9 protein-coding genes and 1 pseudogene are annotated in these 14,216 nt (G+C 62.2%); 1 reads left to right on the forward strand and 9 read right to left on the reverse strand.

What is annotated here, in order from left to right; all coding sequences use genetic code 11:
- Positions 1-328: 328 nt before the first annotated feature.
- From L338_RS14800 to L338_RS14840, 8 genes are all read right to left on the reverse strand, one after another.
- On the reverse strand, positions 329-1,267 hold the full coding sequence (locus L338_RS14800; protein WP_022699183.1) for a GIY-YIG nuclease family protein: 939 nt from the start codon (positions 1,265-1,267) through the stop codon (positions 329-331).
- Between the two features lie 77 nt (positions 1,268-1,344).
- Complete coding sequence (locus tag L338_RS14805) at positions 1,345-2,058, reverse strand: M48 family metallopeptidase (RefSeq protein WP_022699184.1); 714 nt, start codon at positions 2,056-2,058, stop codon at positions 1,345-1,347.
- Complete coding sequence (locus L338_RS14810) at positions 2,055-5,438, reverse strand: type I restriction endonuclease subunit R (protein ID WP_022699185.1); 3,384 nt, start codon at positions 5,436-5,438, stop codon at positions 2,055-2,057. Before L338_RS14810 ends, L338_RS14805 begins: the two co-directional genes overlap by 4 nt.
- Positions 5,435-6,697 (reverse strand): restriction endonuclease subunit S domain-containing protein, encoded by a 1,263-nt coding sequence (locus L338_RS16765; protein ID WP_022699186.1) that lies wholly within the window; start codon positions 6,695-6,697, stop codon positions 5,435-5,437. The genes L338_RS14810 and L338_RS16765 overlap by 4 nt, the downstream gene beginning before the upstream one ends.
- Positions 6,690-9,392: an N-6 DNA methylase gene (locus L338_RS14825; RefSeq protein WP_033311592.1), complete on the reverse strand. Its 2,703-nt coding sequence runs from the start codon at positions 9,390-9,392 to the stop codon at positions 6,690-6,692. Before L338_RS14825 ends, L338_RS16765 begins: the two co-directional genes overlap by 8 nt.
- A gap of 57 nt (positions 9,393-9,449) precedes the next feature.
- Positions 9,450-9,890 (reverse strand): hypothetical protein, encoded by a 441-nt coding sequence (locus tag L338_RS14830; protein ID WP_022699188.1) that lies wholly within the window; start codon positions 9,888-9,890, stop codon positions 9,450-9,452.
- Positions 9,887-11,212, reverse strand: coding sequence for a recombinase family protein (locus L338_RS14835; protein ID WP_027068587.1), 1,326 nt, complete (start codon positions 11,210-11,212; stop codon positions 9,887-9,889). The genes L338_RS14830 and L338_RS14835 overlap by 4 nt, the downstream gene beginning before the upstream one ends.
- Complete coding sequence (locus L338_RS14840) at positions 11,209-11,664, reverse strand: DUF2924 domain-containing protein (protein ID WP_022699190.1); 456 nt, start codon at positions 11,662-11,664, stop codon at positions 11,209-11,211. The genes L338_RS14835 and L338_RS14840 overlap by 4 nt, the downstream gene beginning before the upstream one ends.
- Before the next feature lie 1,607 nt (positions 11,665-13,271).
- Here L338_RS14840 and L338_RS18250 point away from each other — a divergent pair.
- Positions 13,272-13,820 (forward strand): annotated as a pseudogene (locus L338_RS18250) (cytochrome c biogenesis CcdA family protein); the annotation flags it as partial.
- Positions 13,821-13,848: 28 nt separating this feature from the next.
- On the opposite strand, the gene L338_RS14860 reads toward L338_RS18250, so the two are convergent.
- Entirely contained in the window at positions 13,849-14,196 is a 348-nt protein-coding gene (locus tag L338_RS14860) for an ArsR/SmtB family transcription factor (RefSeq protein ID WP_022699194.1), read from the reverse strand.
- Positions 14,197-14,216 lie beyond the last annotated feature (20 nt).

Consider the following 14,216-nt stretch of genomic DNA (forward strand, 5'->3'; position numbering starts at 1 on the left):
ATACGTCAAAAGCGTATCGAGGGTTCGAATCCCTTCCTCTCCGCCACTTGCCCCTGCGAAAGCGTTCTCCCGATCCGGCTGCGGCCGGATTTTTCCGTTGTTTTCGAGGGTTATGCGGAAGGGGCTGAACACTGGCCCCGGCGCCAGGCGGCCCGGAAGTGGTCTCTAAGGGCCGATATTCTCCGGACCTCATGACTGCGCCAGTTTGGTGAATTTCTTGCAAGTAACTGAAAGTGGAGAACTTTTTGAGAGCGTCCGCCAAGCGGTTCGACGTGGGTGGCTTTAGCGAGATGGAACAGAAATCCAACTTGCTACCGCCTTGGCGGCCTCACTCGGAGGCGCAGTCTGACATGCCTTGAGAGGCTTCCCAGTCGGCGTAATTGCGTCCGTCCGGGAGCTTCCAGAGGATCCGGCCATTGGCGCTCGCACCAATGACCGCCGCAGCTGCGGCAGAGGCAGACGTGAAGCTGTAGGCGCTTGTGAAGACAAGAAAATCGCCTTCCTCGCGGAGGACACCCTTCTCGACAAGGGTGTTCCGGAGCGTGACCGTCCCTCTCGGTATTGTTCGCGTCGTCCGGACCCTTGCCCTCGAACCTGCTGCGACGACGAAATCCCCGGAGGGCCCAATTTCCATCTCTGCCGCGAAGCCCTCGCCTCGGAAGAAGAACCGAGGGCTTTCATGGATTTCAGCCTCTGGCAGTTCTCGCCCTGCGGTCTGCTCCGGCGAACGACCGCGGACTTCTCGGAAGAGATCCCAGCCCAGGGCTCCAACCAGCGTTTTTGTCTGATCCACGAACTCGTCCATGGCTGCGCGGTCGGGGAGTGGTAGCTTGCCCGCGTCGTCAGACGGCGTGCGCGTGTTGGGCAGGGTCCAGCGGGGATTGCTAACGACGCCCCGGATCAGGCAGGCTTCGACATAGCGCGCGTGGCTCTTGGTCAGGTTCTCGTCCTTGCTGATTAGCACGACCGTGTCGGTCCAGAATCCTTTGGCATCGCGACCGGCCTCATTCGAGTTGTGATACGATAGTCGTGCGCCGACGCCTTCGGACTCGCCGATATACGCAAGCTGCCTGTCCTGCGCGTCTTCATCGGCACCGATGAGGATGTAGACGCCTGGCCGTTCGATCTCAGGGAAAGCTTCCCGAACCCGACGTAGCTGATTGCGTCGAAAGGCAATGGCTTGGATAGTTGACATCGAGATCTGTGCCACCCGAATGCCGTTCGGATCGCCGTCGAGAAGGAAAATGTTGATCGAGCGGGGCTTCATGAAGGTGACCGAATGATTGAATTATGCCGACAATTTAGAAGGGGCGTCAAAGAACACACGATTTTGTGCCAATGCCTTCAAAGCTCGCCACCTTTTTGCTTCAGCCAAGCTTTACGACTTTCATAGTCTGGCATGACCGAACCGAGCATTTTCCAGAATTTTTCTGAATGGTTTGGAACCTTGATGTGCACTAGCTCGTGCACGACAACATATTCGATGATCCTGGGTGGCAGCTGCATTGTCCGCCAGTGGAAGTTCAATGTCCCATCTGCGCTGCATGAGCCCCACCTGTATCCAAGATCCATTACCTGAACAAAGCGCCCGGGCTCCACACCAACGATTCTCTTCCACCTCTGAACAGTCTCATTCAGGTAGGGATGTGCCGCCCTAGTATAGTATTCTTCAATCCGCTTGCCCCCCGAGGAAGCTTGCTCTCGCCGCAACAGAAGCCGATCGCCCTCGAACCTGACGCTCGGCACACCGGTCGCATTCTTGGGAACATCGACGAGTTTGAGGCGATAGTGCTTCCCAAGCAGATGGAAGCCTTCGCCATCCACAAACTCTGCGATCCGAAAAACGTCCTCGCGCGCACTTTCGGCCTGCTCAGCGAGCTTTTGGTGAACCCATAGTAGCTTTGAGGCTATAAGCTTTGTCGCCTCATCTAGCGCTACTTCCTGCGGGAGATGAGCAATGAGAGATTTGTCTCGTTCAACCGTAACGCCGACCGTTCTCCGCCTTGTGCTTCGCTTCACTGAGAAGACGAGCTCGTCAATCTCGATCGTTTCGCTCATGAGGTGAATGCGGCTCGGTTTGCCCTCGCTACCCCCATGCAGTCGGAAGAAATCGCGTCCAAGTCACCGAAATCGAAGATACTGCAGTTGTCGAGATGCTGGAAAATCCAGCGCCTGGCCTCCTCTTGGCTTACCGGATTGTCCCAGAACCCTGAGACTGCGCTTTCCTCTCGCAAGTGCTGAACGATCCTGGCGGAAAGCTCTGCCAAGTCCGCATCTCGATCATCATTGCCATAGCGCAGGCGGAGTATGCCGAAGATCGGAGCTTCCGTGTGAGGTTCAAGACCGTGGACCGAGAAGCCACCACCAGAGCGAGCGGTAGCTTCATCGATCAGCGCCTGAAGTTGCCGGGCAATCTCATCCCAGTCCTCGTGGTGGTTCGTGAGGATGCCCTCCAGGCGATCGCTGAGCGTTTTGTACTTCGCAGGGTCCTTCTCGAAGGAAATCGAAATGTGGTGGCGAAGGGCGTTTTCCATTTCCGCTGCCTTCGCCCGACCGCTCGGTTTCCGCGCCACCTCGGCGGCAAAGTTCGGGTCCAGGATCTCGATTGGAGGTACTTTCGGATCGATGCCGTGCGCCTCGATGAAGGCATCGAGCATGGCTTGAACCTTGTGGGCGACCCCCCGGACGTCGAGCGAACGATCTCGGTAAAGGTTCGCCGCAGCCTTGGCGATGAACGCAAAAATCTTCACGTCACGCGTGAATGGTCGTGCCTCTGGCCGCGGCATGAGGGCATCGAACAAGCCGACGAGTTTCTTGACGAGAACGAGGAACTGCGCCCGGAACTTCTGGTCCTTCAGCTTGGCCACGCATGCATCGACGTAGGCCTGCAGGTCGGACCCGAGAGTTATCCCGACATCGGTGAAGTGCTTGACGACGGCGTCACGCGCTTGCCGCAGCTCCGGCAAGAGGTCTTCAGGCTTTCCGATGCCGCCGGTCAGATCGCTTTGGTCTTCCGCGTCGTAGATCGCCAAAGCGTCCGCGAGGTTCTTTCCGACACCGTAGTAATCGACGACGATACCGAAGCGCTTGGCCTCCCCAGCCGTCCGGTTGGTACGAGCGATGGCCTGCAGCAACTCGGCGCCCGATATGGCCCGGTCGAGATACATCGCCTGTTCGACCTTGGCGTCAAAGCCGGTGAGCAGCTTGCTTTTCACCACCAGGATTGCGAGCGCGTCCTGAGACAGCGACTTCTTGAAGCGTTCGATCCGCTGCTTCGTCTCCGTCACGCCCCCCCAGGCCTTCAGGTGTGGCAGGTCGTTGTGATCCACGGATATGACTGCCGCGAAATCGAGAGCCTTGATTGTGTCCAGATAGGGCAACGCTGTGGAGAGGAACGCCACGTCGCCGCCAGCCTCCTGCGCGTCTTCTGGAGCAATACCCTTCAGGATGTCAGCAGCGCCCTCGATGGCAGTAACGATCTCGTCGCGGGCTTCATTCAAGGCGTCGACGTACTGAACGGCCAGCTCCCTACTCGCTGCGACGAGCTGCGCTTTTAGATCGTTGGGGAGAATGTTGACGACGTAGTGCCGGAGCACGTCGATCGCCTTGGCCTTCAGCGGGTCAGCTGCGTTGAGGACGCGCGCGCCCGTAGCATAGCGGTCCTTGATGGCCTCCCGCTCGTCCGGCGACTTTCCGGCAAAGGTGGCGTCGAACAGCCCGTCCAGCGTGCCCTTGTCCGTGACATCGGCCCTCAGCTCCCGCCCCTCGTACAAGATCTTCACGATGGCGCCGTCGGCCTCGGCGTCCCGGAGGAGATAACGGTCAATGTAGGCGCCGAATATCGCCCGCGTCTTCTTCTTGTTCTTCTCTTCGATCGGCGTCCCGGTGAACCCGATGCGCGCGGCGTTGGGCAGAGCGTCGAGCAGGTTCTGGTGGAGCCCACTGGTGTGCGAGCGGTGCGCCTCGTCGATGAGGACGAGGACGTCCTCGCTCTCGTTCAGAACGGGAAATGCCTTTCGCTCGCCGATCTTCGCGACCAGCTTGCCGGAGCGCATTTCGTCGGTCTTGGCTGGCAGAAGGTTCTCGCCCCTGGCCTCGAGCTGCTCGTCGTTCTCGGCCGCGAACACGATTTCCTGCTCATCGCCTTCGCCGTTACGCTCCTGCAGCTTCTGGATCATCACGAACACGAGGTCCGGTTCCTGCCGGCCCAGATGCGTCTTCGCGCCATCGGCATTCCGCGCGACCCGCATGACCTGGCCGGCAAGTTTCGCCGTTTTGGACAGCTGATCCTCGAGGTCGGTCCGATCGGTGACCACAACCACCTTGAACCGGCGTAGCGCGGCGATCGTCCGCAGTTTCCTGACCAGAAACACCATCGTCAGGCTCTTTCCCGAGCCTTGGGTGTGCCAGATGATGCCGCCCCGGCGGTCGCTCATGCCATCCTGACGGGGGGTCTTGCCCTCCTGCAGGCGCTGCAGCGCAATGTGCACCGAACGGAACTGTTGATAGCGCGGCACCACCTTGATGCGCACGCCGTCGTCCGTGGTCATGTAGACGGTGAAGGAGCGCAGCGCATCGAGCAAATATTGCGGCCGCAGCAGGCCCGCCGCCATTACCTCCTGCTGCACCAGTTCCGTGCCCGGCGCCTTGCCAAGCTCGCCGCACACCTCGTCCATGGCGGCGCGGGTTTGCTCGATGCCGACCGGCTTGACCGAGCGCCACGGAAGGAAGTCGTCCGGCCGGGCGGTGACCGAGCCGACGCGGGCGTCGTAGTAGTCGGTGGCGACGAGCAGATGGTTTGTCCAGAACAGCCGCTCCGCACCCTCGTTCTTTTCGGGCACGCGGCGGTTGGCGTAGCGGCGCATCTGGTCGATGGCAGTTGCGATGGGGTCGGTGACAGCGGGGCTCTTGGCCTCGATCACCACCAGCGGCAGGCCGTTCACGAACAGCACGACGTCCGGCACGATGAAACCGCGGTCGCCGACAGCGCCGGGCGGGTCCACGCGGAACTGGTTGACCGCGACGAATTCGTTTTCGTCGCCCGGCTCGAAGCCGATGAAGCGCACGCGGCGCTCGTGTTCGCCGTGGGGGCCCGAGACGTTCACGCCACGCACGATCTTGTCGTGCAGTTCCTCGTTGATCGCAATGAAGTCCTTCGCGTTAGGTCGCTCCAGTTCTGAGATCGCCTGGTTGATGCGGCGCTCGTCCAGCCATTCGGATCCGTCGTCGTTGCGGTTCAGCCTGCGCAGCGCGGCCTCGAGCCGGTCGCGCAGCAGCGTCTGCTGGAAGGTGTCGCGGCCGAGCAGGTGATAGTCCTTGCGGCCGGTGCTCGGATCCTCGTCCGCACCCTCGACATGGGACCAGCCCATGACCCCCAGCTGGCGCAGGAGGGGGCGTTCGACGACATTCAGTTCGTCCAGACGGTCCAGTTGGCTCATTCGGCAGCCTCACGAATGGCCACCACAGGCTTTCGGCCAGTGAGGAGGTCGTCCCGCAGGCCCTCACGGAGCGATGAAAGCTTGGCGCGCTCGCGGCGGTGGTCCTCGATGGCCGCAGCGACTCCGTTCACGCGTTCGATGATGGCTCGCTGTTCGTCTAGCGTGTCCGGCACCGCGATCAACGCGCGCCGAAGGTTCGTGGGATTGATGTTCACCTGCTGGACGCCAGGGGTGGCGAACTGCCGGATGGCGCGCTGGACCGGCGCCCAATTCAGCCAGAGATGAAGAAACTCGGGCAGCAGGGCATCGCCGCAATGAAGCCGAACCAGATAGGATGCGAAAGCTGGACCGGGCTCGTCCCTTCGCCAGATGGCTGCCTTGCCCACGTGCTCCCAGCTGTTCGTGCGATTGAACAGGACATCGTTGCGCTGGAGCCGGAAGCGATCGACGGCATGGGCGGGCGCATACTTCATGTCGGACAGGTCGAACTCGCCATCCTGGATGTTGTTCATCCGGAGAACGGGGATTCCTGCGCTGCTATCGCCCAAGGACAGGTTGGTTCCGTACTCGGCTCCGACGACGAAGCGCCCGAGGTTTTCGACCGTCCATGTTCTGGGCCGGGGGCCGACTTTCGTATCAACAAGGTCGAAAGGCTTGCGAGGTGAGCCGTCGGGAGCCAGACCACGGGTCAGCAGGTCGTCGATAATGCCCACATGGACGGTGCGAAGTTTCTCGATCACCGCGTCAGTCTCGAAAACTGCGTCGTCGATGGCATCGAGGATGTCCGCGATCAGCCCTTGGGGAGCACCTGTAATTCTTGCGATCTCGAACCGCTCGAAGAAACCGGCAGGCACCCGGCGTTGACCGGCTGATCCAGTCATTGACGCTTCGCCTGCGCGCAAGAACGCTGGATGGCGCGTCCAGTGATAGATGAACCGCGGATCGTGCCCAGGCTTGGCCCGCAGTACATGGAATTCAGTGCTTCCGAGGCCGAACTCGGTTTCCAGGTCGGATAGTAGCGCGACCTTCCCATTCTCGAAGCAAGGAGTGATCTTGGCGACAATCACGTCCCCGCGCTGGAACAGCGTGTAGCCCCTGCGAGCATCAGAGAGAGGACGGTTCTCGGTCGAGCGCCACCCACCGCTTTCGACGACGGCGGCCATGGGGATGAAGGCAACTGGCGCCTCGGCTGCCGTGCCGTTGGTTTCGGTAGCCGGATTGATGAATGCGAAGTCGGAGAGCTTGGCCGAATCAGGCATACCCGAGCTCCAGCAGGTAGCCGTCGAGCCGCCTCGTCGCGTCTGCACTACGGCTCTCGATCCTCTTGAGGCTGACCCGATACTTGTTCCAGAGCCGCTCCAGGTCGGCCACCAGCACGCCGACGTGGCGGACGCGGGCACGCTCGAGCCGGTCGAGCAGCCGCTCGCGGTCGATGTCGAGCACCAGCTCGCGGCAAGCGTCGTCGTCCAGTTCGGCCCGTGCGGCCGTCAGCCGCTCGACGAACGCCGCCTTGAGCCGCCGCAGTGTGGCGCGCGCCTCCTTCAGCTCTTCCTTGATCGCCTCATAGGGGGCGAGCATGGCGTCGATGGTCTCGGCCTCCTCGACCAACGGCGCGAGGCGGCGTTCGATTACCGCAAGTTCGGCCTCGAACTCCCGCACATCCGTGCCCTGCGCGCGCATCCAGTCGATGGAGCCCTTGGAGGGTTTGCCGGTTCCGGTGGTCTTCACCAGCTCCTTCCGGCGCTTGTCGTCATCCTTCATTTCAGCGCGCAGTTCCTTGCGGCGCTTTTCCAGCTCCTTGGCGAGGTTGCTGCCTTCCTCGGCCCCGTCGAGCCAATCCTCGGCGCCCTCGACCCCGTCGCCGGTTTCCCAGGCTTCCTTCTCGGCCTTGACCCGCTCCACCTCGGCCTGCGCAGCGGACAGTTCGGTGACGTAGTCCGCCATGCGATGGCGCACGAAGGGATGGGCGAGCAGCTCCTCCAGCGTGACCTTCACGGTCTTCTTGGCGTCGCTGTCCTCGTCGTCATCCGCATCCTCGTCCTCCAGCGCCGAGCGCAACGTCTCGATCCAACCGTCGACCAGTTCGGCGAACCCGTTCTCGACGATGACGCGCAGCTCGTAGCGGATTTCGTCCCACCAGCCCGCGATGGAGCCCATCAGCGCATAGCGGTCGAGGCAGCCGACCGGCAGCATGGCGGGCTCAAAGCTGTCGAGCATCTCGCGGCGCAGCGGCATCAGGCGCTTGCTTTCGGGAAGCTCGGCCAACCCGGTCCGAGCCGACGACCACCAGGCATCGAAGGCCGCGACCATCTCACCGTGCCGGGCCGCAACGCCGGGGTCCGACTCGACGAGTCCCCTTATATCGGCGCGCTTCTCGACGGTGCCCGCGAACTCGGCGTAGTCCGAATCGCGCTCGACGAACGGCGTATCGGCGTCGAAGCCCTGAGCTTGCGCATGCGGGCGGATACTTTCGATTTCCCGGTTCGGCACGCCGCCATGGAGGTGGGCGCGCACGTCGTGGGGCTCGGGCGGCGGGCTGCTGTCGGCATAGCGCCGGATGTTCAGGTTGCCGGCTTCGTCCTTGATGATGGCGGTGTTGTCGATGACCGCCGCGAAGCCGGGCACGTCAGCGAACGCGTCGTAGGCGCTGACGATCTTCTCGATGTGCTCCGGGTCGATGAAGTTCTGCGCGCGCCCTTCGCGATACTCGCGGTCCGCGTTGATGAAGAGCACCTTGCCCTTGCGCGCTTCCGGCTTCCCGTCCGGGTGGCGCATCACAAGGATGCAGGCTGGGATGCCGGTTCCGTAGAAGAGGTTCTGCGGCAGGCCGATCACGGCCTCGATGCAGTCCTCCTTGAGCAGCGCGATCCGGATCTTCTTTTCTTCGCCGCCACGGAACAGCACGCCGTGCGGCATGACCACGGCCATCTTTCCGGTCTGCTTGAGGCTGGCCAACATGTGCTGGGCAAACATCAGGTCGGCCTTCTTGCCCGTCGTAGGGCACCAGCCGAAGCGGAACCGGTCGCCAAACTGGATGCCGCGCTTGGTGTAGTTCTGGCTGAAGGGCGGATTTGCGATCACCCGGTCGAACCGCATGAGGCGGCCGTCCTCGATATGTTTCGGATCAACGAGTGTATCGCCGTTCCGGATGTCGGCGTCAGGGATGCCGTGGAGTAGCAGGTTCATCCGGCAGATGGCCCAGACCGCGCCGTTGTCCTCCTGGCCATAGAGGCTCAAGCGCCGGCCATCATGCTGCAGGGCGTATTCGTAACCCTGGTTCAGCATGCCGCCGCTGCCGCAAGTGGGATCGTAGAGCGATGTGCCGCCCTGCGGATCGAGGATGCGGACCATCAGCTGCACCACACCCCGTGGCGTATAGAACTCTCCCGCCTTCTTGCCGGCGGAGTCCGCGAACTCGCTGATCAGGTATTCGTAGGCTGCGCCGAGGAGGTCGGGAAACTCAAAGTCCTCGTCGAGCAGGCGGTACTTGTTGAAGTGGCTGATGAGACGGCGAAGCCTCTCATCCGGGATCTCCGACTCGCCAACCTTCCGGGCGAAATTGATGTGCCCCAGCACACCCCTCAAGGCGTTGTGGTTCTCGTTCTCAAGCCCCTCGAGAGCCTTGTTCAATTCATTGGCGACGTTGGCGTGCACGTCATTCAAGAGTCGATCCCAGCGGGCGACTGGAGGAACGAAGAAGGTTTTGGTGTAGGAAGACGGATGATCTGCGCGCTGCAGGGCTTCCGTTTCTGACCGGCCAAGCGCTCGTTGTTCTTTCAGTATCCTCTCGCGCTGCTGCTCGAACACGTCGGAACATCGTTTCAGGAACAGTATGCCGAAAATATACTCCTTGAACTCCGACGCATCCATCTTGCCGCGAAGGATGTCAGCCGCGGCGAACAGGTGGCGTTCAAGTTTTTCGAGTGTAAGCTTTGCCAATGTCGCGCCTGTCATAGAATGAATGTGCAGGGCATCGAGCACTGTGCTGACGGCCCCAACCCTCCGATTTTACTAACCGATTGAACGGCGCGGGGAAAGGACAGGCTTGTTGCCGTCGCGCGATGATGCCGTTCCGACCGCGTCATGCTGCTCGTTCCAAGCTAGTGGGAACGGCTCCAGGACGCGCGCCAACGTCACCGCTGGCCCGTGTCTGCCGTCTAGTGTTGCTTCGACGATGTCCGGTGCGAGCAGGGTCAGGCGCAGGACACGCGTCAGGTAGGAGGAGGCGATCCCCTCGCGCTCAGCCAGTTCGGCGATGGTGGCGAACTCACCCGACTCGAGCATCCGCTTCCAGCGGAACGCGCGCGCCAGTGCCTTGACGAGTGTGTTGTCAGTCCGCCGCGGTTGCGCGGCGCTGTCCGGCAATTGCATCTCCTTCCGCCCGCCGCGTTTCACGACGCGGAACGGGATGTGGAGCGTGACAGTCTCGGGGATCGGCATGCCGCGTGTCATGCGGCTTCTCCGATCCCGCCGGACAGCATCTCGCGCGCGAGGCCGCTCAGCCCATCGACGCGCAGCCGGACGTTTAACCCGTCTGTGCGCATGTCGACGCGCTCAACCAGCAATGTCACGATGCGTGCCTGCTCGGCGGGGAACAGTTCGTCCCACAGCGGATCGAGCTGCTGCAGGGCTGCGCGGGCGTCGGCTTCGGAGACGTCGTCGGCGTGGACGCGTGCAGCTTTCCACGTCCCCGCCACGATCTCCGGCTGGCGGAATACGGCACGGAGTTGGTCGATGACCGCGGCCTCGATCTCCCCTGCTGGCACGCGGCCCACGGGGCATGACCCGGCACCGTGCTTCAGCACTGTCTGGCTGACGTAGTAGCGGTAGAGCCTGTCGCCCTTGCGAGTATGGGTCGGCGAGAACGCGGCGCCATCGGGACCGAAGAGTAGTCCCTTCAGCAGCGCGGGCGTGTCGGCGCGAGTCCGGGCGGCGCGCTTGCGGGGGCTTTCCTGCAGGATGGCGTGGACGCGATCCCACGCTTCGCGGTCGATGATCGCGTCGTGCTCGCCGGGATAGCTTTCGCCTTTGTGGACCGCATCGCCGATGTAGGCGCGGTTGCTGAGCATCCGGTAGATGTATTTCTTGTCGATTCGGTTGCCGCGCGGCGTCCGGATTCCGCGCGTGCCAACCTCCCGCGCCAGTTCCGTGCAGGACCCGATCTCGAGGAAGCGGGCGAAGATCCAGCGCACATGCGCAGCGGTTTCTTCGTCGACCACCAGCTTCCGGTTCTCGACCCTATAGCCGTAGGGCGGCACCCCGCCCATCCACATGCCCTTCTTCCGACTGGCGGCGACCTTGTCGCGGATGCGTTCGGCTGTCACCTCCCGCTCGAACTGGGCGAAGCTGAGAAGGATGTTCAGCGTCAGCCGCCCCATGGACGTGGTGGTGTTGAACGACTGCGTGACCGAGACGAACGTCACGCCGTTCCGGTCGAACACCTCGACCAGCTTGGCGAAGTCGGCGAGCGAGCGCGACAGGCGGTCGATCTTGTAGACCACCACCACGTCGACCAGCCCGTCCTCGATGTCTTCAAGCAGCCGCTTCAGTCCGGGCCGTTCCAACGTGCCGCCGGAGATGCCGCCGTCGTCATACTGATCGCGGACCAGCACCCAGCCCTCGGAACGCTGGCTGGCGATGTACGCCTCGCAGGCCTCGCGCTGAGCGTGGAGGCTGTTGAACTCCTGCTCCAGCCCTTCCTCGGAGGATTTCCGGGTGTAGACCGCGCAGCGCAGCTTGCGGACGAGCTTCGTTTTTTCGGGCGGCTTCATCATCTCCGCCCCCTGTGGTTCTTGAGCCCGAAGAACACCCAGCCGTTCCAGCGCGTGCCGGTGATGGCCCGCGCGATGGCGGACAACGACTTGTACGGCCGACCCTGCCACTCGAAGCCATCGGCGGTGACGGTGACGACCTGTTCGACGCCCTGCCACTCGCGCAGCAGCCGCGTGCCGTTGATCGGGCGGTCGCGGTCGGCGCGGATCCTGCGTTTCGTCGTGTCGCCGCCGTCGAGTTCCTCGCCCAGCCGCTCAAGCCGCCGGATCGTCTCCGGTTTCAGCCCGCCATAGGCAAGTTCCTGGATGCGGTACGCCAGCCGGGATTCGAGGTAGCGTCGGTTGAACGGGGGCGGCTCGCTGTCGAACAGGTCGCGCCACTGTTTCTTCAGGTCCGGCGTTGGCGTGGTCTTCAGCGCGGCCAGGCGCGCGGGGATGGGATCGGGCTTGTTCATGCATTTCTCCGGTGAGTTGGAGTTGCATGACGGCATTGGTCGGGCGGATAGTGTAGGCAACGTTCTCCAGTATCGTCAGATACTTCGTCCGTCTTTCGCATCCGCAACCGAACCAGCCCGAGCGCCAGCAGGCCGCACAGCTCAGTGCGGCGCTCTGCGGGCGTCATCTGGTCGGGCGGCAGCGGATTCGGGCGCTTCATGTTTCGGTAGCCGTGATCGGTGGTACTTACCGATCAAAAGCCACCCCACTGGCCGTGACGGGACATCACTCCCTACAGGATTCAAGGTTGCGAGCAGGTAGAGAACATCGGGACTTGCCGATCACCGATTTGTCCGCGACAATCGCGAGTTGAATCAGTCGAGAGCAGTAGTTCATTGAGGTAAGTTCATGACGCGCAAAGCAACTCCGATCGGTCCCCATCTCCTGGAGCAGATCGAGGACGCGCGCGTGGTTCTCGCCTCTGTGGACGTAACTTTCCGGCGAAATGGCGACGTCGCCCTCGGTCTCCAGAGGCGACATCGCGGTATCAAGCTCCGAGCACGGCGCCACGATCGCCTTCAGTAGCGCAAGTCAAAACTCTCGGAGACTTCAATGGTACGCGTCCCGGCTAAAACCTGCCCCAATCTTTCTCGGCTTTTCGATGATGCAGAGCCCGAATTGCTGTCCGGATTTCTCAACAGCAAGGCTTTCGAGAGGTTGGCCTGGCTTGCGACCTACAAGTTCGACCCCGACGATCCGGACGGTCCGACAGCAGCGAGGAATATGCTGCCGAAGGAAAAGAAGGACCGGCTGGGCCCGCTCGAAGCTGAAGCAGCCCGGATCGTCACAATTGCGAGCGACCGCGGCGAATATGTCCTCCAGGGTCTCGCCACGACTACGCTTGAACCGGACCGCGCCAAGGAACTTCTGAACCGGCGGGACAAGCTCGCGCGAAGCCTGTGGGCTTACGCCAACGAACTCGGCTTATTTGAAGCGGCGGAGAACAGCCTGCACCTGCGTCTCTACCGGCGCTACGACAAGCACTACCAGACCTTCATGGCCGAGCCTTCGGTCGACGGGGGGCCCGACGCCGGCAGTGCATTGCTCGACGAGCTTCTGGTCGACCTCAACAAGCGTCTCGATCGCGGCGACGGCTACAGCATCGACAAGTTCGACATCCCCGAGGACGGAGATGAACCGGCGGCGGAGATGTACCTGCTGTTCCATCCCGATCCCCCCACGAGCGTTCGGGAGATCGATGACGATGGCAATCGGTCGAGCATCTATTTTCGGCCGCCCGGAGAGGCGATGATCGTCTACACGCCATCGACCGGGCGGGTCCATGTCCGAGCTGGCAACCGAAAGCTTAGACACACGGTCGCCGAACGCTTCATCGAGACCGCTCTCGAGCAGACCTATTCCAACCAGCCCGTCGACTTTCAGGCCTACGACATTTCGCAGTTCCTGCGGGGGCTCGATCTTGAACCGCCGGAACTTGACGACGTGGTGATCGACCGCGCGCAGGTGATCCGCGCCGACATCAGCATCGGCAATCTCGCCAACCGCCTTTCGCTTTCCACCACGATCGACCAGGACATCTCGGAGATCATCGACAGCCAGCCAGGCCCTCGGCTTCTCCACGATCTTCATTTCACTCGGCGCCTCCGCCACGGCGCTCGGTCAGGCGCTGCTGCGCTGGCGCTACGAGCTCAACATCATCGGTGGTGGGATTGTGATCCTGTTTGGATTGTTCATGATCGGAGCTGCGCGCTTCTCGGCCATGGAACGGGATATGCGCTTCCATCTCGACCTCCCGGGCGGGAAACCGGTCTCCTCTTACGTCCTCGGGCTTGCCTTCGGGTTCGGCTGGACGCCGTGCATTGGTCCGATCCTAGGCGCCATTCTCACGGCCAGCGCAGCCAGTTCAACCGTCGCCGACGGGATCACTCTGCTCTCGTTCTATTCGGCGGGTCTCGGCATCCCATTTCTCATTGTTGCGGGCTTCACCGACGCCATTGCCGGCAAGCTGCGGGGCATTGGTCGTTGGGGTCGCCGCCTGAATCAGGCTGCGGGAGGCGTCATGATTCTGATGGGGCTGGCCATGGTGACTGGTCGGCTAAGTGCACTGGCCTACTGGCTCCTGGACGCCTTCCCGGTCCTTGCGCGGATCGGCTGAACGAGCGGGCAGCATATGTACTTGCGGGCTAGTAGTTCTGGCAATTCTCAACCCCAGTCGCCACGCCGGTCAGTACTTCGTCCAGGAGCTCAAGCAGCTGGGAAATCCGCGGGTCAGTCAAGCGGTAATGGACGTGGCGTCCCCGTTGCTCTCCCACCGCCAGACCGCATTCGCTCAGGCAGCGTAGGTGGTTCGACGCGTTGGGTTGCGAGAGACCTGTCGCTCTGACGATCTCCCCCACCGACAGAGGACCGTCCCTCAGCGCCTGAAGAATTGCCAGTCGGGAGGAATCGGCGAAGCCCCTAAGAAGCTTGGCCCGCTTCAGGCAGACCTCGGAGTCTTCCCTATCCCCGGATTGGATTTCTACACTAGACATATCAGCCCTCAGTGATACCT

Origin of the sequence: Euryhalocaulis caribicus (assembly GCF_000412185.1) — a bacterium.
Taxonomy (GTDB): Bacteria; Pseudomonadota; Alphaproteobacteria; order Caulobacterales; family Maricaulaceae; genus Euryhalocaulis; species Euryhalocaulis caribicus.

What these genes read in the sequence shown, in the direction of transcription:
- L338_RS14800 (WP_022699183.1), bottom strand. Translation starts at nt 1,267, where the DNA reads ATGAAGCCCCGCTCGATCAACATTTTCCTTCTCGACGGCGATCCGAAC.
- L338_RS14805 (WP_022699184.1), bottom strand. Translation starts at nt 2,058, where the DNA reads ATGAGCGAAACGATCGAGATTGACGAGCTCGTCTTCTCAGTGAAGCGA.
- L338_RS14810 (WP_022699185.1), bottom strand. Translation starts at nt 5,438, where the DNA reads ATGAGCCAACTGGACCGTCTGGACGAACTGAATGTCGTCGAACGCCCC.
- L338_RS16765 (WP_022699186.1), bottom strand. Translation starts at nt 6,697, where the DNA reads ATGCCTGATTCGGCCAAGCTCTCCGACTTCGCATTCATCAATCCGGCT.
- L338_RS14825 (WP_033311592.1), bottom strand. Translation starts at nt 9,392, where the DNA reads ATGACAGGCGCGACATTGGCAAAGCTTACACTCGAAAAACTTGAACGC.
- L338_RS14830 (WP_022699188.1), bottom strand. Translation starts at nt 9,890, where the DNA reads ATGACACGCGGCATGCCGATCCCCGAGACTGTCACGCTCCACATCCCG.
- L338_RS14835 (WP_027068587.1), bottom strand. Translation starts at nt 11,212, where the DNA reads ATGATGAAGCCGCCCGAAAAAACGAAGCTCGTCCGCAAGCTGCGCTGC.
- L338_RS14840 (WP_022699190.1), bottom strand. Translation starts at nt 11,664, where the DNA reads ATGAACAAGCCCGATCCCATCCCCGCGCGCCTGGCCGCGCTGAAGACC.
- L338_RS14860 (WP_022699194.1), bottom strand. Translation starts at nt 14,196, where the DNA reads ATGTCTAGTGTAGAAATCCAATCCGGGGATAGGGAAGACTCCGAGGTC.